The 22,524-nt window shown below is 66.2% G+C and carries 11 protein-coding genes and 1 tRNA gene; 7 read left to right on the top strand and 5 right to left on the bottom strand.

Annotation, left to right across the window (positions count from 1 at the left end; genetic code table 11):
- Nucleotides 1-24: 24 nt before the first annotated feature.
- Both KF791_02915 and KF791_02910 read left to right on the top strand, forming a co-directional pair.
- Nucleotides 25-99 (top strand) — tRNA-Val (locus KF791_02915).
- A gap of 43 nt (nucleotides 100-142) precedes the next feature.
- Nucleotides 143-961, top strand: a complete 819-nt coding sequence (locus tag KF791_02910; protein MBX3731527.1) for a sugar phosphate isomerase/epimerase — start codon at nucleotides 143-145, stop codon at nucleotides 959-961.
- Nucleotides 962-971: 10 nt separating this feature from the next.
- On the opposite strand, the gene KF791_02905 is transcribed toward KF791_02910, so the two are convergent.
- Entirely contained in the window at nucleotides 972-1,976 is a 1,005-nt protein-coding gene (locus tag KF791_02905) for a DUF3616 domain-containing protein (GenBank protein MBX3731526.1), read from the bottom strand.
- Nucleotides 1,977-2,148: 172 nt separating this feature from the next.
- Between KF791_02905 and KF791_02900 the strand changes: the two genes are divergently transcribed.
- Together KF791_02900 and KF791_02895 are read left to right on the top strand one after the other, a co-directional pair.
- Nucleotides 2,149-5,565, top strand: a complete 3,417-nt coding sequence (locus tag KF791_02900; GenBank protein MBX3731525.1) for a hypothetical protein — start codon at nucleotides 2,149-2,151, stop codon at nucleotides 5,563-5,565.
- 20 nt (nucleotides 5,566-5,585) lie between these two features.
- Nucleotides 5,586-6,266 (top strand): ABC transporter ATP-binding protein, encoded by a 681-nt coding sequence (locus tag KF791_02895; GenBank protein ID MBX3731524.1) that lies wholly within the window; start codon nucleotides 5,586-5,588, stop codon nucleotides 6,264-6,266.
- 43 nt (nucleotides 6,267-6,309) lie between these two features.
- Here the strand turns inward: KF791_02895 and KF791_02890 are convergent, their stop codons facing one another.
- Nucleotides 6,310-13,983 carry a hypothetical protein gene (locus KF791_02890; GenBank protein MBX3731523.1) on the bottom strand — a complete coding sequence of 2,558 codons (7,674 nt, stop codon included), beginning with the start codon at nucleotides 13,981-13,983 and terminating at the stop codon, nucleotides 6,310-6,312.
- Between the two features lie 115 nt (nucleotides 13,984-14,098).
- Here KF791_02890 and proB point away from each other — a divergent pair, with 115 nt between their 5' ends.
- Genes proB through KF791_02875 form a run of 3 tightly spaced genes read left to right on the top strand, consistent with a single transcriptional unit; the run spans nucleotide 14,099 to nucleotide 17,083 of the window.
- Nucleotides 14,099-15,169, top strand: coding sequence for a glutamate 5-kinase (gene proB, locus KF791_02885; protein ID MBX3731522.1), 1,071 nt, complete (start codon nucleotides 14,099-14,101; stop codon nucleotides 15,167-15,169).
- The gene (locus KF791_02880) at nucleotides 15,166-15,978 is read left to right on the top strand and encodes a MazG family protein (protein ID MBX3731521.1); all 813 of its coding nucleotides are present in this window, start codon (nucleotides 15,166-15,168) and stop codon (nucleotides 15,976-15,978) included. Before proB ends, KF791_02880 begins: the two co-directional genes overlap by 4 nt.
- Entirely contained in the window at nucleotides 15,971-17,083 is a 1,113-nt protein-coding gene (locus KF791_02875; GenBank protein MBX3731520.1) for an aminopeptidase, read from the top strand. Before KF791_02880 ends, KF791_02875 begins: the two co-directional genes overlap by 8 nt.
- A gap of 42 nt (nucleotides 17,084-17,125) precedes the next feature.
- Here the strand turns inward: KF791_02875 and KF791_02870 are convergent, their stop codons facing one another.
- From KF791_02870 to clpB, 3 genes are all read right to left on the bottom strand, one after another.
- On the bottom strand, nucleotides 17,126-18,358 hold the full coding sequence (locus KF791_02870; protein ID MBX3731519.1) for a PQQ-binding-like beta-propeller repeat protein: 1,233 nt from the start codon (nucleotides 18,356-18,358) through the stop codon (nucleotides 17,126-17,128).
- An 11-nt stretch (nucleotides 18,359-18,369) separates the two neighbouring features.
- Nucleotides 18,370-19,476 carry a hypothetical protein gene (locus KF791_02865; protein MBX3731518.1) on the bottom strand — a complete coding sequence of 369 codons (1,107 nt, stop codon included), beginning with the start codon at nucleotides 19,474-19,476 and terminating at the stop codon, nucleotides 18,370-18,372.
- Nucleotides 19,477-19,573: 97 nt separating this feature from the next.
- Nucleotides 19,574-22,192, bottom strand: coding sequence for an ATP-dependent chaperone ClpB (gene clpB, locus KF791_02860; GenBank protein MBX3731517.1), 2,619 nt, complete (start codon nucleotides 22,190-22,192; stop codon nucleotides 19,574-19,576).
- Nucleotides 22,193-22,524: the final 332 nt, after the last annotated feature.

Raw genomic sequence — 22,524 nt, 5'->3', positions numbered from 1 at the left:
TTGTCTATTTCCTCTGCACCTCGCGCGAGGTTAGCTCAGTGGTAGAGCACTTGCTTCACACGCAAGGGGTCGCAGGTTCGAACCCTGCACCTCGCACCATCCCCCGGTTCCGGGGGACCGACGACCGGTGCATCCCATGCCGATGATCCGCTCTGCCGTCACCGTATGTCTGGTTCCGGAGGCGCGCACCGGGCCGTTTGTGCACCACGGTCCTCTCAAGGACTCCCTCGCCAGGGCGGCGGCACAGGGCTTCGATGCGGTGGAGGTTTTCCCCTCACACGCGGACGATCTTGACGGTCGCGCCTTGCGCGACCAACTGAGGGTGCACCAGCTCCAATTGGCCGCCATGGGCACCGGAGCTGGATGGGTCCGCCGCCGCCTGTCCCTCACCGACCCGGACCCGCATGTCCGGATGTGCGCCCGTGACTTCGCGGGAGCCATCGTGGATTTTGCCGGAGGCTTCGGGGCTCCGGCCATCATCGGATCCCTGCAGGGCCGGGTGACGGAGGGGGTCTCCCGGGAGCAGACACTGGCCTGGTTGCGCGAGGAACTGGACCAGTTGGGTCCCCGCGCCCACGCCCTCGATGTCCCGCTGCTCTTCGAGCCTCTGAACCGCTACGAAACGAATCTCTTTCACACCGTGGCGGACACTCTCGAATTTCTCGCCACCCTGCGGACCCGCAACGTGAAGCTGCTTGTGGACCTCTTCCACGCCAGCATCGAGGAAGCCGATCCGGCCGCGGCACTACGGCTGGCGGGCTCGACGCTGGGCCACGTGCACTTCGCCGACAGCAACCGTCAGGCGGTCGGGTTCGGTCACACCTCGATGGAGCCCATCGCGAGGTCCCTCCTGGACCTGGGCTACTCCGGCTATCTGTCTGCCGAGGTATTTCCACGTCCGGACGCCGACACGGCGGCGCGAATGACCCTCGAAAGCTTTCGACGCTGGTTTCCGCGGTGACCTCCCGGGTTCAAGGTCCGTTCTCAGGAGGCAAGTCCACCCAGAGCATTCGGAACGTCCGATCCTGGGCCTCCTTCCCGGCATTCACCCGGCGGTTCCCGTCATCGCTGAGCACCAGGAGGCGCGGCCTGGCCGGTGTGCCGAAGATCACCATGCCTTCAGCGTTGAGATTCTTGAGCCCCGGAGACTTCAACACCTCGGGGGCGACACCCGGGCCTGCCCAGCGATAGAGCTGCGTCCGCCCTCCCTCCCCCGGACTGCCCCCGAGCAGGTAGTAGCGGCGTCCGGACCACACGGCATCCCGAATGCCCTGACCGCCCAGATCGAGCCGTGCCGGCGGCCCCCAACGGGCCGGACGTCCGGCGATCAACTCGGCCGGGTTCATCAGCAGAGCCATCAGGGCCTTTCCGTCCGGAACTGGACTGCGAAATCCGATGTACAGGCCTCCCTCCGGTGTGGCAGCGAGTCCCTCGATGTTGAGACCACCCGGCTCCTTCGGCTCCAGGCGCGCAGCCGCTCCAAGGCCGAAATCCGCCAGGCCGGGGGTCGAGCACAGGCTCTGCAGCAGGGTGGTCAACGGCGGACCCATCGGACTGAGACGCACGTCTCCATCCTCATCAGCGACGCGAAGCGCCAGCAGCCGCTGTCGTTCAGAGCGGACCTTTCCCTGCCGGTTCCGCGAATGGGAGCCAATCCAATACAGGGTGTCCCCGATCCGCGCCGCACCTTCGAAATCCGCCTCCCGTGCATCGGGCTCGAGATCGAGCCAGGGACCTGTGGGAAACGATTTGAGCGGGCGCCCCCCGGTGCGCACGTCGTACAGGAGGAGCGCGTTGTGTTCATCACTGCCCACGAGAATGCGGTGGGACCCGATGCGCACCGCGGCGGACGCATTGGCCAGTCCCCGCCCCTCGATCACGGCCGGTGCCGCGCCCGCAACCCACGAAGCCACCAGGAAGGCGAGCCCTCCGGGCCACCCCATGCAGGCCAACGACCGCCCGAATGCGAATCCCATGCCACCAGCATGGGAAACGCGAAGCCCTTCGTCAAAGAGCACGGGCCCGATCGCGTCTGGCAGCGTCCCCTCGCGGGCAAATTGAGGAGTCCCCCGGCTTGCACGCAACGGCATCCCGGGATAGCTCTCTCTTGCCCCGGCATGGCCGATGCCAGTGCCGGCCCACCCCACCATGAGCAGCGCCTTCTCCGTCACCGCCGAAATTCGCCACCTCAACCTGAAACTCGCGGAACTTGGCCTGCCGCTTCACGCCGCCGCGGTGGATCCCGAATCGGCCGCAATCGTCGCCTCCTTCATCGCGAGGAGCCGCGAGAAGGACCGCCTGCTGGCCAGCCACCTGTGTCCCGTGGACGCCCGGATCCAGGCGTTCCTCTATGACTACCTGGGCGACATCGTGGTGCCTCCCCGGCTGCCAGCGCGAACGCTGCTCCTCGACCGGCCGGGACTGGCGCGGACGGCATCGCTGCCACCCGACCAGGATGAATTTCGAAGCGACATCATCGCGAGTTACCGGACGGCGAACGGCGTGCTGCACAATCCGAAATCCGATCGTCGGACCACCGCGGGGATCTTCCACGTCGCGGAGGGCGGCCTGCCAGTTCCCGACGACAAGAAGGCGGTCCCCAGGGCCGTGTTCGCCGCCTTGGTGCGCCGGGCGTTCGAAGCCCCTCCTGAACTGCTGAGGCTTCCCTTCACCGCCACCCAGAAAGAGCCCGCCGAGTGCTGGGTGTCGCTGCACCTGCGACCGGTCGTCTGCCCGGAGGTGCCGGGAGTCCTCCCAAAATTGAGCATGGAGACGCGCTTCTTCGTTCCGGGCACGCTGGTGAGCAATCTGGATTTCATCGAAACGATCTTCGGGAACGCCGGGGACCCCAATCTCCCCGAGAACGACGCCGCGCTCGACGTCGAGCACTGGTCCGGCCACACGGGCTGCGTGATCCTGGCGCCGCACCTGGTGGGCCAGATCACCAAGAAGGAGCTGGGACTGCCGGAGTACGGGGAGGCCACCGAACGTCAGCGGCGGGACGGAATGTGCTGGAAGGAACCGGACGAACGTTACAACGACGGGCAAGCCTTCAAAATCTGCGCCCGCGACACCTCCGGGGTGGTCGTCACCGTGATCGGGGACAACTACTTCGGCTACTGCAAGAAGGAGGTGAAGACCCAGATCGGCTATGCGGCAAACCTGTTCGGGCTGGTGGAGGAGGAACACGCAGGCGGGGCCCTGGTGTTTCCCCGGTACGACCTGGCCGGCGAATACGACGGGCGCGCCCATCTGAAGGACTATCCGCATCGCTTCGAGGAGGTCATCCGACTGTTCGCCTCCGAGCTCGAGGTTCATCCGCAGGGCTACGCCGTGGACCGGCAGCACCCCAACATCGTCTGCGTGCGGGAGGATGCCCGCTTCGATCTCGAGGCCCAGTCCATCCGCTGGGATCTCGGCGGCCGGGAGCAGTCCATCCGGCTTAAGCTCGACCATCACTACCTGCTGCCCAGCGGCTTCGCCATTCACCTCGAAAAACCGGTGGGCAACCGGGCCTGGCGCCTGATCGGGACGCGTCCCGACGGCACATTGTGCCACAAACCCTGTACCGTCAGCGGCGGCGGCAAATCCGAGATCTCCAAACCCATCACGGATGCGATCATTCATGGCCCGGTGTTTGTCGCCAATTTCCAGTCGGATTTCGACGCCGTGGAATCCCTGCTCAATCACGACTATTCCGGCCGGTTCTGCGAGCCGGAACGCAACGGGCAGGACACCCGCACCATCCTGTCCCCGGAACGGACCCTCGGCAGTGTGATCAAGCTGCTCACCCCAAGCCCGGAGGAATACCACGACGCGTACAACGCGTGGCTGACGGCGATTCCCCAGCACATCAAGGAACTGGTTTTCGTGGTGAAGCGGTTCTGGAAGCCGTCCTGGGGCTCCGAATGGCGCGAGCAGTTCGCTGTGGACATCATCAACGGTGCCCCGTCCAACGAGCTCCGGGTCGGTCGCAAGAAGCTCGCCACCCAGTTCCTCAGGGTCGGCTATGATGCCGACGGTTCGTGGCGCACCTTTGGCCTGCGCAAGGACTTTCATCCCGCGGCCAAGGTTCAGGCCGAGGACGACATCACCGCCTCGGTGATCGTCCCGAGAGAGCATCTCGGGGACGATGCCCCCGAAAATCCGCCGATGACCTCGCTGAAGTTTGTCCACAACTGCGAGAACCGGCTGTTCCAGCGGCCCGACGACGCCGTCGTGCGCGGTTACGATCAGCAGACCGAACTGGAGTTCGCCGAGGGGGGTAATTTTTACTCCAACTACGAGCCGGTCCCAAAGTCACGGGCCCGGGAACTGCGGGAGGAGGCGATCGGCTTCCACCAGTTCACGCGGCCGATGCAGCAGCTCATTGAGACCGTCGAGACCCGCGAAGACGTGAGCTACTTCGTCTGCACCGCTTTTCCGCGGGTGGTGGATGGCAAGCCGTCGAAGAATCCCCGATATCTGCAGCGGCGCCCCGACCTCGCAGACCCCTGTGGCCTGCGCCGGATGGAACTGGCCCAGCGCCTGGCCCGGCGCCTGCCGCCGGACCGCCCCCTGCATGTCCCCGTCCGGGCCATCCTTGCCGGTCGTCGGAACAATCCCGCCGAGGACAAGATCCGATCACTCGCCTGCTATGGACCGATCCACTACATGGAGTTGCCGGAGCTCTTCATGGAGTTCATCTCCTCGATGACCGGCAAGTCCCCGTCCACCACCGGGGCGGGCAGCGAGGGAGCGCTGACCAAGGGGCCGTTCAACGCCCTGCTCCCGGTCTACGACCTGAATGCGGCGCTGGTGGGCTACGTGGTGAGCGGCTACCCGTGCTTCCTGACCAGCGCCGGCTGCCTCGGCCCGAGGGCGCGGGTGGACCACGACATTTCGCTGCTGGTCCCCGAGGTCTGGTGCCGGATGAAGGAGCCGGAGCGGGATCCCGAGTGGATGAAGGCTGAAGGGCTGCTTGAGCCGCTTCAGGACTTCACGGCGGGCACGCGCACGGTTCTCGCCAGCCGGCTCGGATACCGGATCACCCCGAAATTTGTGAACCGCTTCTTCGGGCGCATTTTCAATCATCCGCACGCGGTGCTGCCAGACGAAATGCTCCGTCCGGAGCTTCAGGATCCCGATGAGTTCGCCGACGCGGTGGACAACGTGGTCGCCACCCACCGCCGCGTCGCCGCCCAATACTTCGACGACGGTTCGATTGACGTCGCGTGCCCGCCGCTGAGGGCCCTGCTGCATTGCATGCGCGACGGCCACTTTGAAGGACGTCCGATTTCCGATCCGTCCATCCGCGAACTGTTCTCCCGCGACCACCTGCTGGCCAGCGACTGGTATGCCGCGAGGCTGGCCGCGCGCCAACGGGCCGACGTCCGGATGTGGCAGCGCCACGCCGCCTACCTTGAGAAGTTCGTCCAGAAACCCAACTACGACACGGAATGCCAGCGGCTCGGACTCCGGGATCGCCTCAGCCACGCCCGGGTCATGCTGGAGCGCGTCAAGCGCCCGGAGCACCTCGCGTCCCTTCGGGGCACACTTGGAACGGAGCCGTCCCTCGTGGAATGAGCGAAGGCACCCCAGGCCCCATGGCCTCCGGTCCACTGCTGGCCACCCGGGCGCTTGGTAAGATCCACGTCACCGCCAGCCACACACTGGCGGTTCTCAGAGATGTGGATCTGCAACTGGATGCCGGCGACACCCTGGCGGTCGTGGGGCCGAGCGGGAGCGGCAAGACCACACTCCTGGGTCTGTGCGCCGGCCTGGACACGCCGACTTCGGGCTCCGTGCACCTCGCGGGCCACGATCTGGGCGCCCTGGATGAGGATGCCCGCGCCCGGGTCCGAAACGACCACGTGGGGTTCATTTTCCAGAACTTTCAGCTCCTGCCGACCCTGACGGCAGCGGAGAACGTGCTGGTTCCGCTGGAACTCAGGGGGGCCCGGACCGGTCGCAAACGCGCCATCGAACTGCTCGACCGGGTGGGTTTGGCAGACCGTCTGGATCACTACCCGGCGCAATTGAGCGGCGGCGAACAACAGCGCGTGGCGGTGGCCCGTGCGTTCATCAATGAACCGCAGATTCTGTTTGCCGACGAACCCACTGGAAACCTGGACGGGGAGACGGCGTACCGGATTGCCGGCATGGTGTTTCAGCTGAATGCCGAGGCGGGCACGGCACTCGTTCTGGTCACCCATGACCCGGAACTCGCACGCCGCTGCCGGCGAATCCTCCGCCTCAAGGGGGGCGCTGTGGCCGGCTGGGAGTAACCCGGGCGCGCGGACGGGCCCGGCCCTCTTCGATTCCCAGGGATCAGTTGGGGTTCGCCGGCGTGATCTCCAGACGGATCAACTGTCCCTCCTCGATGGCATCCGGCGGCAGGGTCACGGCCTCCCGGGAACCGGTTCCGCGAATCGGCCGTTCGAGCACGGGCCGCCACGTCGTGGATCCCGCGCCGGCGGCACGGTAGGTCAATCCCATCAACTGATAATTCCACTGGGGCCGGGTCTCGAACTCGAAGACCACGCGCCCCCCGTGGAGCCTCACATCCAGCCGCGGGTCCGCGACCCGGATGTTGAACGACTGCTGGTCGCTTGCGGAGGGAATGCCGTCATCGCGAACGCGTATTGTAAACCGGTGTGAGCCATACCGGTCCGCAACCCAGCGAAAGACCCCGGTGTCGGGATCCACCGTCGCCCCGCCCTCCGGCGGCACCAGCTCAAAGGTCAGGCGGTTGAGCAGGGGTCCATCCGGATCCTCCGCGAGCACCAGCACCGTCACCCGTTCGCCAAAAAAGACATCGCGGTCCGCGAGGGGGGCCATCACCGGCGGCGCATTGACCTCGCGGACCCTGATCACAAACCGGTTGGTCGCGCTCAGGGCGACCGGCCCGTCATCCGTCACCTTCACCACCACCTCATTGGTGGAGGGCCCCTGCAGTTCGGATGGCGCCCAGCGCACCTCACCGTCCGGGGCCACAGTCAGACCGTCGGGGCCCCGCACCAGCCCGAAGGTCAGCCGGTTGGGAGGCCAGTCCCGGTCGGTGGCCAGCAACGCCAGGCGCCATGGCCCCAGCTCGTCAATCCACTGAAGGCCCGGGGACAGCAACACCGGCGCCGCATTGACCTCCCGCACGGTGATCGTGAACCCGTTGGTGGCACTCAGCGCGGGCACGCCATCATCGGTCACCCGCACTTCGACCCATTCCACTGCCGGTCCCTGCTCTTCCGAGGGAGACCACCGGACGCGTCCATTGCCGCCCACGCTCAGACCTGCCGGACCCCGGATCAGCGAGTACTGCAGCCGGTTCCGGGGCAGATCCGGATCCGTCGCCGAAAGCATCCATTCCCATTCGTCGAGTTCATCCACGAATTGATCCGGCACGGCGGCGAGCACCGGCGGCCGGTTGACTTCGCGCACTTCGACGAACCACTCCAGCGTGGCGCTCAACGGAGGAACGCCGTTGTCGGTGACGCGTACCCGCACCCGGTTGGTGGACGGGCCCTGGGCCTCCGTGGGATTCCACGAAACCAGGCCCGACGGAGAAAGGGTCATCCCATCGGGCCCCGATTCGAGGGTGAACGTCGGCACATTCGCCGGCAGATCGGGATCCAGCATCGTGAGCGCCAGCGTCCACGGCGCCATCTCGGGAATGGTCTGGCGCGGCACTTCCTCAATGGCGGGGGCCTCGTTGACCTCGTCCACCGTCAGCGTGAACCGGTTGGTGGCGTGGAGGGGCGGGATGCCATCATCCGTGACGCGCACTTCGATCGGGTACACGCCGGGGCCCTGCGCTTCGGAGGGACGCCAGGCCATCGCTCCTTCCGGGGTCACCGACATGCCGTCAGGTCCTGTGACCAGCGAATAGGCCAGGGCGTTGCGGGGAAGATCGGGGTCCGTGGCCGTCAGCAGCCGCTCGTACCACTGCAGCTCCGGGATCGTCGAATCCGGCACGGGCTCGAACACCGGCGGCAGATTTTCCTCGGCCACCGACACCAGGAACTGGCGGGAGGCGCTCATGGGCGGAACGCCGTCGTCCGTCACCCGCACCTCCACCGGATACACGCCAGGTCCCTGGGCCTCCGTGGGGGTCCAGCTCACCAGCCCCGCTGAACTCAGCGCGAGTCCTGGCGGCCCCGTGACCAGATCGAACACCAGCTGGTTTTCAGGAAGATCCGCATCCGAGGCCAGCAGGCGATACTCAAGCCGGCGCAGCTCCAAAACACCAAGATCCGGCACCGCCTCCAGCAAGGGCGACGTGTTGACCTCCAGCACGGCGATCTGGAACTCCCGCACGGCCGCAAGGGATGGCACGCCGTCATCCCTGACCTCGGCACGCACCAGAAACGTCCCCGGACCCTGCGCCTCCGAGGGGATCCACTGAAGCACTCCGGCCTCGTCCACGGTCATCCCCGATGGAGCCTCCAGAAGGGAGTAGATGAGCTGGTTCGACGGCAGATCCGCGTCGGCTGCATCGAGTCGCACGACCAGTGAAGTCAACTCCGCGATCGTTCGGTCCTCGATGGGCGAGAGCGTGGGCGGCCGGTTCACCTCGCGGACCACCACCGAAATCTCGTTGGTCGTGCTGCGGATCGGCACCCCGTTGTCCGTCACCCGGACCCGCACCACGTTCGTGGACGGCCCCTGGGCCTCCGTCGGGGTCCATCGAACGACCCCCTCGGGGGTCACCGTCACTCCGGACGGCCCGCTGACCAACCCGTAGGTCAACGGCGTCGGCGGAACGTCGGGATCGCGTCCCTGCAGGGTGACCGTCCACGGCGTCTCCTCATCCACGGCCTGTGGCGGCACCGCCTCCAGGATCGGAGCCTCGTTGCCACCCGCATCAATCTCCATGCGCAGGAAGTCGAACACCACCCAGTACGAGGTGCCGGCAATGGACGGTCCGGTTCGGACAATTTCAATCGTGTTGGCTCCGGGCGCCGCCTCCACCGCATCCAGCGGGAACTCCAAGGTCACCACTCTTGGTTCCGACAGCCGCTCCGCAAAAATCTCCGTCGTCCGGCCCGCACCATTGCGAAAGCGCACCGCCAGATCGTGATCTCCAAACCCGGGCGCCACCACGCCGCCCACGGACGCGCCTCCCAGCGGCAACTCCATCACCAGGCGGATCCAGGTCTCCGGGACCGCCTGACGCTCCGTCAGGCGGAAATGCCACCGGTTGGTCGGATCGCCCAGGGTCAGGCTGTGTTCCCAGGCGGACGACGGCTCGTCATTCGGCACCACCAACCGCGAGGTCAATGCGTTGAAGCCCGGCGGATAAATCCCGCGGACATAAAAATCATCATCACGGCCCGGATTCGTGAGCGGATTGTACTGCGGATCACCCGCAACCCGGGTCACCTGCCCCGGCGGCGGATCATTCCGGTTGTTCTGGGGCTGGAATTCGGCGTAGGGGATTTCGGAGGGATCATTGTCAATCCCGATCTGGATGACGTCGCGCTCCTCGACGTCCATCGCCACGACCACGAATTCCCCGTCGGTCCATAGGGGCGGCACACCGTCGTCCGTCACCCGCACCGTCACCCGGTTGGTCGAGGGGACCTGTCCGGGTTCCGGCTTCCAGAAGACGTCACCTCCAGCGGCGACAGTCAGGCCGTCCGGACCGCTCACCAGCGAGAATTGAAGCCGGTTGGCGGGCAGGTCCGGATCGGATCCGGCAAGCCGGAGGGTCAGGGGCACCAACGCATCCACGGTTTGCGGGAAAACGGGATCGAGGTTTGGGGGCGTGTTGACTTCCCGCACGCGGACCCCGAATTCACGGGTGTCCTCCAGCGGCGGAATGCCATTGTCGGTGACCTTGACGACCACGCGGAATTCCGCGGGTCCCTGTTCCTCTCCCGGGGTCCAGCGGACCACACCCGAGTCACCAACCACCAGCCCGGGTGGCCCGCTGATCAGCGAATAGGTCAGCCGGTTCGGCGGCAAATCGGGGTCCGAGGCGCCCAGCGGCACGGTCAGAAGCGACTGCTCGTCCACGGTCTGGTCCGGAACCGCCGCGAGCACCGGCGGTCGGTTGACTTCCCGCACCACCACCGCCAGTTCGTTGGTGGCGCTTCGCCGGGGAACTCCGTTGTCGGTCAACCGCACCCTGACAACGTTGGTCGAGGGGCCCTGAGCCTCGGTGGGCGTCCAGCGCACGACACCCTCGGGCGTGATGGTCAGGCCCGAGGGACCGGCCACCAGGCTGAACACGATGGGCGTCGGCGGGTCGTCCGGATCCGTTCCCCGGAGGCTCAGCGACCATGGGGCCTCCTCCGGGATCGTCTGCACGGGCACCGGTTCCATCTCCGGCGGTTCGTTGCCCCCGGCGTCCACCTCCAACCGGAGAAAATCCCAGGTGATCCAATAGGAAACCCCCGGTGCGGCCGGCCCGGTGCGGACGATTTCGATGGTGTTGGCACCCGGTTGGGCCGCGACATCGGAAAGCGGGAATTCCACCACCACCACCTCCGGAGTGGACACCCGGTTTGAAAAAACCTCGGTGGCGACGCCCGCTCCGTTCCGGAATCGAACCGTGATGTCGTGGTCGGCAAATCCGGGGACGACGCTGCCGGAAACGATGGAACCACCGACCGCGAACTCCATGACAAGCCGGATCCAGGATTCCGGGACTGCCTGACGTTCGGTGAGACGGAAATGCCACCGGTTGGTGGGATCCCCAAGCGTCAGGCTGTGCTCCCAGGCCGAGGGCGGTTCATCGTTGGGGACCAGCAGCCTTGCTGATAGCTGGTTGAAGCCCCTGGGGTAGATGCCGCGCACGTAGAAATCATCGTCCTGTTCGGGGTTTGACGCCGGATCATACTGCGGATCGTCCGGCAGGCGGGTGATCTGCCCCGGCGGTGGATCGTTGCGATTGTTTTGCGGGCGAAACTCGCTGTACGGGATGGGCAGCGGAGTGCCGGTCGGGTGATCTTCGCCAATCTGGATCACGGCACGTTCCTCCACTTCGAGGGCGATCACCGAAAACTCCCGGGTCACGCTCAAGGGCGGGACACCTCCGTCCGTCACCTGGACCACGACGGCATTGGTCGAGGGCGCCTGCCCGGGTGCCGGCTTCCAAAACACCGCGCCATTGTCCGCGACAGTAAGCCCTTCAGGGCCACGGACGAAGGAGTACCGAAGTGCATTTGCTGGAAGATCCGGATCCGACCCAACGAGGGTCAGGGTCAGTGGAGCCAGGGAATCCACGGTCTGAAGGGGAACCGCCGCAAGCGAGGGCGGCAGATTGACCTCGCGCACCGAAATCACGAACTCCCCGACGCCACTCAACGGAGGTGACCCGTTGTCCGTCACCCGAACCACCACCGTGTGGTCCCCCGGGCCCTGGGCTTCGGTCGGAGTCCAGGAAACCATTCCGGAGGCGTTCAGGGTTAGCCCCTCGGGTCCGCTCACGCGCTCAAAGACCAGCAGATTGGCGGGCAGATCTTCGTCCCGTCCGGCCAACTGCAATGTGAACAGCGTCATCTCGTCCACCTCCTGCCGCGGAACCGGGACCAGAAAGGGAGGTGTATTCACTTCGCGGACCGTGATCAAAAACTCGTTGGTGGCGCTCAGGGACGGAACCCCGTCGTCCCGAACGGCCACAACCACCGGGAAGACCCCGGGACCCTGGGCCTCGGACGGAGTCCAGGTGACCTGCCCCGACGCGCTGACTTCCAGACCGGGCGGCCCGTTGACAAGCCAGTGAGTCAGCAGGTTGGGCGGAAGGTCCGGATCCGTCGCCTCCAACGAGAGGGAGAACGGCTTCTGCTCGTCAACGGACTGGGGACCCGGGCCGGCAAGCACCGGAGGCCGGTTGACTTCCCGCACGCGGACCCGAAAGGAGTTGGTGCCGGTCATCGGCGGGAAGCCGTTGTCAGTCGCCGCGACAATCATCGTGTGCGTCGCCGGCCCCTGGGCTTCCGACGGAGTCCACGTCACCACGCCGGACGGACTTACCGTCGCCCCGGCAGGACCGCTCAACAGCGACACGGTCCACGTGTTCGCCGGCAGGTCGGCATCGGTGATCGAGAGGGCAAATTGCCACGGAGCGCCCTCGTCAATCTCCTGGTCAGGAATGTCGGCAATGCGGGGCGGCGTGTTCACCGGCGTGGACTGGGTCACCACGGCAACGCCTCCGCGGCCGTCCGCCACATGAACCCATGAGCCCAACAACCGCGCCGCAAGCGCCGCCCCACGGGTGTCCGTCCCGGCAATCCGTCGCACTGATCCGGGTGAACGCACATCGAAAACCCCGAGGCCGGCGCCATCCTCAGCCACAAACGCCGAGCCCCCGGCGACGTTCACTCCTCGCGCCGGACCCGCTGTGGCCACCGCTGAAATCAGCGTGATCGCCGCCGGATTGCCAACGTCCAGGATCAGGAGTCCCGATTCCGACGCCGCGACGTACGCCCTCGAGCCGTCCAGCGAAATCCCGGACACCGGCCCGACGGTGTGAAAACCCCCGAGGTAACCCGGTGAAGCCGCATTGCCGACATCCACCACCTGAAACCCCGGACGCTCCAGCGAATCCCGCACTCCGAGGTAGGCGATCGTCCCCACGACCGTGACCCGGAACACATCGCCATCCGTCGGGTAGCGGCCGAGTCGCACCGGGGCCGTCGGATTGCCGACATCCACGATCTCCAGACCATCGGCATGCGCCAGGTAGGCGCGTCCGCCGGTGACTTCCAAGTCCACCAACTGGGACACTCCGGGAAATCCCCCCAATCGGACCGGCACCTCCGGATTGGAAACATCGAAGATCAAAAGGCCATCGCGATAATCCGCCACGAACGCCGTATTGCCGGTCACTTCGACATCCGACACCGAGGTTCCGTTTCCGATCCCGCCGAGGCGTTGAATCCGGGTGGGGTTGACCCCATCGAGAATCTCGAGCCCACCACTCCAGTCCGCGACGTAGGCCCGCTGATCCACCACCGTGATGGCCTGCGCCTCCCCAGACACCGCCAACCCCCCAACAGGGACGGGAGTCGCCGGTGTGGTGATCCGAAATAGGGAAAGTCCGGAGTGCAAATCAGCCACCGCCGCGTGCTGCAATCCAAGGTGCACGCCGACCACCGCGCCCCGGCTTGCGACCGCGGCCACGAGCACCGGGGCGGCGGGGTTGGACAACGACACCAAATGCCAGCCCGCACGCGCCGAGGCCACGGCCGCCATTCCGTCCTGAATCCAAACCCCCATGGCGTCCCCACCGGTCGCCAGGCTGCCGATCAACGACGGCGCCGACGGAACGGCAACCGACACCGTCCGCAACCCGCCTGGCCCGTCGGCCACACAGGCCAACGTGCCACCCACCGCAACGGCGGTGGCAAATCCGGGGGTGTCCACACCCCCGAGACGGGCGGGCGACGACGGATTGGACGCGTCGTAGATCTGAAGTCCGGCATGGCCCTCGGCCACGTACACGAGGGACCCCACCACCTGCAGCCCGCCGGCCCGCCCCGAAGTGGCGATCGTGCCCAGGAGGACCGGAGACGCCGGATTCGAAATCCCGAAGATCGCCACCCCGCCCAGACCGATGGCTACATAGGCCCGATCGCCGGCGACCTGCACATCTTCGGCCATCCCATCCGTCGCGGCGCGCCCGAGCACCACCGGAAGTCCAGGGGCGGAAACATCCACAACCACAAGCCCATTTTCGGAGTCGGCCACGTAGGCCCGTTGGTTGGACACGGCCACCGCCCTGGCGAAGCCGTCGGTATCCAGGCGGCTCCGCAACCGCGGCCGGGCGGGATCCGAAATGTCCATGATGAACAGCCCCCCAAGCCCGGAGGCGACATAGGCCAGATCGTCGTGCACCCGAACCGATTGGGCTTCCCCATCGCGGGTGAATTCGGGCCATTCACCGAGCAAGACGGGTTGTGCGACCGCGTGCCCGCCCGGCAAGAGCGCAGCGGCGACGAGCCACCCCAGGAGCACCACCACCAATCCCCGGCATGCCGACTGTTCCTGGTTGCAACCCATCCTTTTGTCCCTCGGTTCTTCCCACCAAATCACTGCAATTGCAAGGATCCGGCTCCCGGAAACTTCGAGGGCGCGTCTCGACGGCCCCCGGCGGGATCGCCATCCTTCCCCTCCCGTGCGCAAGCCATGGTTCCAAAACGCCCGAAGGGTCGTGGTCAAACTCGGCACCGGGGTCCTCACCGATCCTGGCAAGCGCCTCGATCCCGTCCAGATCACCCAACTGGTCGCCCAACTGGCCGGACTGCGCTCCCGTGGCTGTGAGGTCCTTCTGGTCACTTCGGGCGCCGTCGGGGCCGGCATGGGCGTGATGGGTTACAGCCGTCGCCCCGGCGCCATTCACGAGCTGCAGGCTTGTGCCGCGGTCGGCCAGTCCCGCCTGATGGCCTGGTACGAATCCCTGTTCCGTCATTACGATCTCGGGGTCGCCCAGGTGCTCTTGACCCATGACGACCTTGCCGATCACACGCGCCACCTGAACGCGAGAAACACGCTGATCACCCTCCTGCGTCGCGGTATTCTACCCATCGTTAACGAGAATGACGCCGTTTCGATAACCGAGTTGAAATTTGGCGACAACGATCGGCTATCGGCGCTGGTCGCCAGTTTGATGTCCGCAGACCTTCTGGTGCTGCTCACCACCGTGGCCGGGTTGATCGAGGACTTTGGACACCCCGGCGCCCGGGTGCTGCCGGTCGTCACGCAGATTGACGACACCATCGTCCGGATGGCCTCCGGGACCAACAGTGTCACCGCGGTGGGAGGTATGACCACCAAGATCCAGGCCGCGCGCATCGCCACCCGCTCCGGAATTCCCATGGTGATCGCTTCGGGCCGCCAGTTTGACGTCCTGAGCCGCATTTTGGACGGCGCGGAGGAGGGCACCCTGTTCCTGCCGTCCAGCCCCCGCCTGCCCGCCCGGAAACGGTGGATCGCGTTTTTCGAGCGGCCAAGGGGCACCGTTTTTGTGGACGATGGCGCTCGCCGGGCCTTGATCGAGAATGGACGCAGTCTGCTGGGGCCCGGGGTCACCCGCGCGGAGGGTGTCTTCGAGGCGGGCGACGTGGTCAGCATCGCCGGCAACGACGGTCGCGAATTCGCCCGCGGGCTCATTCGCACGGCCTCGACCGACCGGACCCCCGCCGCCCGCTCCGAGTGGGTCCACCGCAACGACCTGGTGCTTCTATGACCCCACGCAACCCCATTTCCACCCCGGAGCCAACCCGCCCGCAGAAGCCAAGACCCCCGCGCGGGTCGCTGCCCCCGCTCCGGCAACTGCTGGAAATCATGGCCATTCTTCGTGGGCCTGGGGGATGCCCCTGGGACCAGAAGCAGGACCACCGGTCCCTCCGCTGGCACGCCGTGGAAGAGGTCCATGAGTTGCTCGACGCCATCGAGTGCGGCGATGACGCCGACCTCGCGGAGGAACTGGGAGACCTCCTCCTCCAGGTCGTCTTTCACGCACAGCTGGGTCGTGAGCGGCGTTCCTTCGACTTCGACAGCATCTGTCGCGGGCTGGTCACGAAGCTCGTGCGCAGGCACCCCCACGTGTTCGGCGAGACCCAGGCCCGGGACGTGGACCAGGTCTGGGCGAACTGGGAACGCATCAAGCAGGCGGAGAAGGCGGGATCTCCCGGGGAGCGAACGTCCCAATTGGATGGGATTCCAAGGCATCTCCCCGGACTGATGCGTGCCCAGCAGCTGCTGAGGAAGGCGGTCAGGGCCGGACTGATGGACGCTCCGGACCGGAGACTTCCCACAGCCTCCCGAACCGAAATTGCCGCCGAACTTTTTCGCCTGGCGGCCGAATGTCAGTCCCGGGGCTGGTCCGCCGAGGAATTGCTCCGGGCCGAGATCCGGCGCCGTGAGCGTGGTTTCCGCCAGGCCGAAACGGTTCGGGACCGTACCGGGATCTCCCCGACGGGCCCGCACGCAATTGGAAAACCAGTTCCCCGACGCCGGAAGCGCTCTACTCTCCCGCGCGTACAACATGGCTGACCCTCGATACGCCCGGCTTGCCGATGTGCTCGTCAACTACTCGTGCGCCCTTCAGAAGGGGGATCGAATCCTCCTCGACCTGATTGACGTGCCGGATGAAATCGGGGTGGCCTTGATCCGGGCCGCCCGAGCCGTCGGGGCGATTCCCATCGCCGAGGTGCGGCATTCCCGGCTCATTCGTGAAACGGTGCGGGACACCGGACCGCTGCATGCAAAACTCGTCCGGGACATCGAACTGTCGCGGATGCGCCGGATGCAGGCCTACATTGCCGTTCGGGGCACGCACAATGCCGCCGAATCCAGTGATGTGCCCGGAGACCGGTTGCGGTTGTATTCCAAAACGCTGCGTCCCGTCTTGAACCACAGGGTCAACCAGACCCGGTGGTGCGTCCTGCGATGGCCCACGCCCTCAATGGCCCAGGCGGCCAACATGAGCACCGAGGCCTTCGAGGATTTCTATTTCGAGGTGTGCACCATGGACTACCGGCGGATGTCCCGGGCCATGGCCCCGCTGACCCGGCGGATGCAGCGTGCCGACCAGGTGGCCATCAAGGGACCGGGCACCGACCTTCGCTTCAGCATCAAGGGCATCGGCGCCAAACCCTGCGAGGGCACCCGGAACATCCCGGATGGTGAAGTCTTTTCCTGCCCCGTCCGCCGGTCCGTCGAGGGGTCCATCCAGTTCAATACGCCCACCCTCTATGCCGGCACACGCTTCGAGAACATCCGGCTGGAGTTCCGCAGCGGCCGGATCGTCCGGGCCACGGGCTCCGAGGCGAAGCGCCTCAATGAGATTCTCGATACGGACGCCGGGGCCCGGTACATCGGAGAATTCAGCCTCGGTTTCAATCCGTACATCATGAACCCGATGTGTGACATCCTCTTCGACGAGAAGATCGCCGGATCCCTGCACCTGACTCCGGGCCAGGCCTACGAGGACTGCGACAACGGAAACCGGTCGGCGGTCCACTGGGACATGGTCCTCATCCAGCGACCCGAATGGGGCGGCGGGGAGGTCTGGTTCGACGACGAGCTGATCCGCAAGGACGGGCGCTTCCTGCCCAAGGATCTTCTGGGTCTCAATCCCGAGAACCTCCGGCAGTAGGGCCGCAGCAGAACGGGTGCCCGACGGCCGTTCGCCCACCGGTCAGAGGGCCGACGGGCTCCCAATGCGCCACAGCCGCCCATCACTGCGCACCCAGAGAGAGTCCGCCGCGATGGATGGTGTTCCAATAATCGACTGCCCGAGGTCCAAGGTCCCGATCTGGGCGGCCTCGGGCGCTTCGGGGTCCGAGACCCGGGCGGGATCCACCACTTGGACCACACCGTTTTCGTTGACGCAATAGAGCCGGCCGCCGGCTGCCACGGGGGTCGCGCTGAAAGGGCCCTGAAGCCGCAACTGCCAGAGCCGGCGCCCATCGGTCGCGTCAGCACAGGTCAAAATGCCACCGTCGTTCAGCGTGAACACGCGACCGTCCAGCACCACGGGGCTGGGCGTTCCCGGACGCAGTTGTCCGGACCGCCACACCTGTCGGAACGCGGTTCCGTCGGGGGCCAGCTCAAGCACGGTCAGCCCCTGGGAAGGCACGTACAGACGTCCGCCGCTCACCGTGGACGACGGTACCGTGGAGGCCCCTTCGGCGTAGCTGGCCACCGTGGTTCCGGTCTTGGGATCCACCAAGGTCACTCCCTGAAAGGACTGGAGGGCGACCCGGATGCGTCCTTCCGGGTCCGTGATCAAAACGGGTGAGGTCCAATTGGACCGTTTGGGGCGATCCAGTTTCCAGCGGTTGACCCCGGTGACTGCATCCAGACCCGCGGTGAACGACTCGGCGTCGTTCTCCACCTGGGTGATCACGACGCCGTCGGTGACCACCAGTGACGACGACATGCCCAGCGAATTGCTGGCATTGGGGTAGTCACGACCCAGTCCCCGGTACCAGACCAGCCGGCCGTCGAGGTCGAGGGCCACGCAATCGTTGGACGAGAACAGCGCGTAGATTCTCCTCCCGTCACTCGCGGGTGATGGCGTGGCGCCGCTGATCTTTTCGTGGGTCATCGTCCGCCCGGTGGCCCAGAACTGGCGCTCCCAACGCAGGGAGCCGTCCGCCAGGTTGAAACACAACACATGCAGGCGGTCCTGCTTCGCACCGCTGGTGGCCGTCACGAAAATCCGGTCACCGATGATCAGTGGTGAAGAAAGACCCCGCCCGGGCAGCGGCGCCGTCCACAGGATGGACTGCGGATCCAGCCGCTCGGGCACCCGGGCACCCGAGGCAACCCCATCTCCGTTCGGCCCCCGAAACTGAGTCCAGTCTGCCGCTCCGAGCAGCCCGGTGGCCAGCAACCATGGAACCAGCACCCGCCACCGCGTAGTCATCACTTCGGGCATCATTTTGAGGATCGAATCGGCGTTCCCTCGGCATCCGTCACGCGCAACTGGAATTCCCACTCCCGCGTCCAGTCCTCGGTCTGCTCATTCTGGCAGCACTTGACGAGAATCGTGTTCCGGCCTGGCCGCAGCTCGAAGGGAAGGCGGTACTGGTCCATCTCCGCAGCGCGATGATATTCGTCGCGCCCGAACAGGAACTGTCCGTTCACCCAAACCTTCCAGCCATTCTTGCAACCGAGCCGGATCTGGGCGGGCCGCCCGGTTTCCGACCAGAATTCCGTCCACGCATACCCCGTGACCTCCTTCAAGGGCGACAGGGGCCGGTTGAAATCCACGAGCCCATATTCATCGAGGGTCTCGTAATCCTGCCAGCGGACCCTCACACCCTTGCCGCCGTGTTCTGCGGCAAGGTCCACCGATTCCTCCGGAGGGAAGCTGCTGGAAAACCCGCCACCGCCGGAGTTGTCGAAGGGCCCGATCACCTTCCATCGGGTCACCCAGCCAAAGGTCTCCCGGAGGTCCACCGGTTCACCCAATCCCCGGAGCTTCTGCGCCAGTTCATCCACCTGATCCGCCTCCCGGGCGGCTGCCAGGGCACGGCGGAAGGACGCCACCGCACCCGCGGTGTCTCCGGACTCCGCCAGCGCCGCCGCACGGCCGGCGAGCCGGGCAACGGCATCCCGACGCATCTCCGTGCCCGGATCATTGAGGAACTGGTCCAGCAACACGCTGGCCCGGACGGGATCCTGCCCCTGCAGGAGTTCGAACGCCATGCGCCGGGCCCGCGGATGGTGGCCGGTGTCACCGACAAAGGCTTCCAAGTCCGCAAGGGCGACGACCTGCCCGGAAGCCGCCCCACGCTGCACGACAGTTTCCACCGCAGATCGCAGCCAGTTCAGCGCGTAGTCATTGGCGCCGTCCATGGCCGCCAGCAGCCCGGGCACCGCGGCGACGGGCGCCCCGGCCAGCACGGACCACGCCGCCGCCGCGGCCTCATGACCCCGGCCCTCGGGGCCCACCGATCGGACCGTTCCCGCCGCGGTCTCCAGCGCCGACGGCAGACCGGCGGCATTCGCGGGGATCCCCGAGAGTGCCGCCGCCGTCAGCGCAAGCCATCGGAACCAGGTGCCCATGTCCGGCGAAGCGTATCGGCGGCGGACCCGGCAGCAAGCCGCAGTTCGCACCGGCGATCCGGCCCGGAACTTACGCGCCCTGCCGGGCGTCCAACGAAAACCGCAGCGGGCCTTCACGGGAGCCCTCGACCCGGACCGTGTCCCCGGGCTTGACCTCCCCTCCCAGGATGCGCTCCGCAAGCGGATCCACCAGGTGCTCCTGGATGGCCCGCTTCAACGGCCGCGCGCCGAACTGCGGATCAAATCCCTCCCGGGCCAGGTGGGCCCTGGCACGATCGTCCACCATGAGGGTGATCTGCTGCTCCCGGAGCCGGCGGTCCACACCCCGGAGCTGAAGGTCCACGATCCGGGCGAGTTCCGCCTCGTCGAGGCTGTTGAAGATGATCACCTCGTCCACGCGGTTCAGGAACTCGGGGCGAAAGTGCCGGCGCAGCTCCGCGCGGACCTTGTCCTCCATGGCGGTCCGCGCCCCGACGGTGGAACGGCCATCCATGAAATATTCCTGGATGATCGGGGAGCCGATGTTGGAGGTCATGATCACGATCGTGTTCTTGAAGTCCACGGTGCGGCCCTGGCCGTCGGTGAGCCGGCCGTCATCGAGCACCTGAAGGAGCACGTTGAACACGTCCGGATGCGCCTTCTCCACCTCGTCGAGCAGCACCACCGAGTAGGGTCGGCGGCGGACCGCTTCGCTCAACTGGCCGCCTTCATCGTAACCGACATAACCCGGAGGCGCCCCGATGAGCCGGGACACCGTGTGCTTCTCCATGTACTCCGACATGTCAATGCGAATCATCGCGTGATCATCGTCGAAGAGGAACTCGGCGAGCGCCCTCGCCAGCTCGGTTTTCCCAACGCCGGTGGGCCCGAGGAAGATGAAGGAACCGACCGGACGATTGGGGTCCTGAAGGCCCGAGCGGGCCCGGCGCACGGCGTGCGACACCGCCTTCACGGCGGCCGGCTGGCCGATGACCCGTTCGCCAAGGCGCGACTCCATCTTCACCAGTTTCTCACGCTCCCCCTCCAGCAGGCGGGTGACCGGGACCCCGGTCCAGCTGGCAACCACCCGGGCAATGTCCTCGTCCGTGACCTCCTGCGACAGCAACCGCTCGCCGCCCGGGAGGTCCTTCATGGCCTGCTCGGCGGCAATGAGCTTTCGCTGCAGCTCGGGCAGACGACCGTGCTTCAAGGCGGCGGCGGCCGACAGGTCGCCGCCCCGCTCGGCCTTCTCCAGATCCGCCTTGGCCATCTCAATCTGCGCGTTCACGACGCTGACGGCATCCAGCGCCGCTTTCTCGTTCTGCCACTGTGCATTGAGCTGGCGCTGCCGCTCCTGGAGATTGGCCAGGTCCCCCTCGAGCCGTCTGAGGCTTTCCCGCGCCACCTCGTCGCGCTCCTTGGCCAGAGCCGTCCGTTCGATCTCCAGTTGCATCACCTGGCGATCCAGCTGGTCTATGGCGGTCGGCTTGGAGTCCAGCTCCATCCGCAGCCGCGACGCGGCCTCATCCACAAGATCCACCGCCTTGTCCGGGAGGAAGCGGTCGGCGATGTAGCGTTGCGAAAGCGTGGCGGCGGCCACCAGCGCGCTGTCCTGGATCCGGACGGCGTGATGGGTTTCGTACCGCTCCTTGAGGCCGCGGAGGATGGCAATGGTGTTCTCGACGGACGGTTCCCCCACGTAGACCGGCTGAAAACGCCGCTCAAGGGCCGGGTCCTTCTCGATGTGCTTCCGGTACTCGTCGAGCGTGGTGGCACCGATGGCGCGGAGTTCCCCGCGGGCGAGTTGCGGCTTGAGCATGTTGGCGGCATCGCCGGACCCCTCGGCCTGGCCCGCACCCACGATCGTATGCAGCTCGTCAATGAACAGGATGATGGCCCCCTCGCTGGCGGTGACCTCCTTCAGGAACGCCTTCAGCCGCTCTTCAAACTCCCCGCGAAACTTGGCGCCTGCGATCATGGCGCCGAGGTCCATCGCGATCACCCGCTTGTTTTTCAGCGACTCAGGCACGTCCCCGTTGATGATGCGCCGGGCGAGTCCCTCAACGAGCGCCGTCTTGCCAACTCCGGGTTCCCCGATGAGCACCGGGTTGTTCTTGGTCCGGCGGGTCAAGACCTGCATCACGCGACGGATCTCGTCATCGCGACCAATGACCGGGTCAATCCGGCCCTGCCGCGCCAGGGCGGTGAGGTCGCGCCCGTACTTTTCAAGCGCCTGGAACTTGGCCTCGGGCTGGGGATCGGTGACCCGCTGATTGCCGCGAAGTTCCACCAGCGCCTTCATCACGGCATCGCGCTGCACTCCGTTCCGGGTCAGAATTCCCTTGAGCGAGGCAGGTCCCTTTTCCATCAAGGCCAGGAGCAGATGCTCGGTCGAGACGAAGTCGTCCTTCAGACGGGTGGCCTCCTGGGCCGCGGCGACCAGCACCTGCTGCAGTTCAGACGACGGGTAGACGGGCCCGCCGCCGGAGACGCGGGCCCGCCGTCCCAACTCGGCGGCGAGATCGGATTCCAATCGCGGCAGGGTGACCCCGATCTTTTGCAGCAACTGGGGGATCAGGCTTTCCGTCTGGCGGGACAGGGCCAGCATCAAGTGCTCGCCATCCATCTGCTGATGGGACCGCTCGACCGCCAGTTGTTGCGCGGCCGCCACGGCCTCCTGGGCCTTGAGGGTAAACTTGTCGAAATTCATGATGCTCCCCCGGTGCTGCAAGGTGGATGCCGGTGTTCCCGCGATCCCTGGCCCCGGGAAACAGCCCGTTCCGAAAGGGGAGTGTGCCGGGACGCGTCAGGACACTCCCGGACGACGAGCCCAAAACGCACGAACTGACACGCGTCGGGCGCCGGGCCGCGCGCATCCCCCTCGCGGCCGCAATCTTGCGCCCATCCGGGGCTCCTTCCGATCGTTGAGAGACTCCTCTCATAACAATTTTCCGAGATTTTTGTGGCCAAGTCGGTCCTGCTTGATACGTTGCGCGGCCTTCGTTCCAATTCCGTCCGGATTTTGGGGCGGAGATCAATCCT

The organism is Verrucomicrobiia bacterium (genome assembly GCA_019634635.1).
Classification (GTDB): Bacteria; Verrucomicrobiota; Verrucomicrobiia; order Limisphaerales; family UBA9464; genus UBA9464.
The sequence above is the reverse complement of the archived record's forward strand: the minus strand, read 5'-3'. Positions and strand labels throughout refer to the sequence as shown.

Coding starts and splice junctions, on each gene's coding strand:
- KF791_02900 (MBX3731525.1), top strand. CDS start 2,149: ATGAGCAGCGCCTTCTCCGTCACCGCCGAAATTCGCCACCTCAACCTG.
- clpB (MBX3731517.1), bottom strand. CDS start 22,192: ATGAATTTCGACAAGTTTACCCTCAAGGCCCAGGAGGCCGTGGCGGCC.
- KF791_02880 (MBX3731521.1), top strand. CDS start 15,166: ATGACCCCACGCAACCCCATTTCCACCCCGGAGCCAACCCGCCCGCAG.
- KF791_02905 (MBX3731526.1), bottom strand. CDS start 1,976: ATGGGATTCGCATTCGGGCGGTCGTTGGCCTGCATGGGGTGGCCCGGA.
- KF791_02910 (MBX3731527.1), top strand. CDS start 143: ATGATCCGCTCTGCCGTCACCGTATGTCTGGTTCCGGAGGCGCGCACC.
- KF791_02895 (MBX3731524.1), top strand. CDS start 5,586: ATGGCCTCCGGTCCACTGCTGGCCACCCGGGCGCTTGGTAAGATCCAC.
- KF791_02875 (MBX3731520.1), top strand. CDS start 15,971: ATGGCTGACCCTCGATACGCCCGGCTTGCCGATGTGCTCGTCAACTAC.
- KF791_02890 (MBX3731523.1), bottom strand. CDS start 13,983: ATGGGTTGCAACCAGGAACAGTCGGCATGCCGGGGATTGGTGGTGGTG.
- KF791_02870 (MBX3731519.1), bottom strand. CDS start 18,358: ATGACTACGCGGTGGCGGGTGCTGGTTCCATGGTTGCTGGCCACCGGG.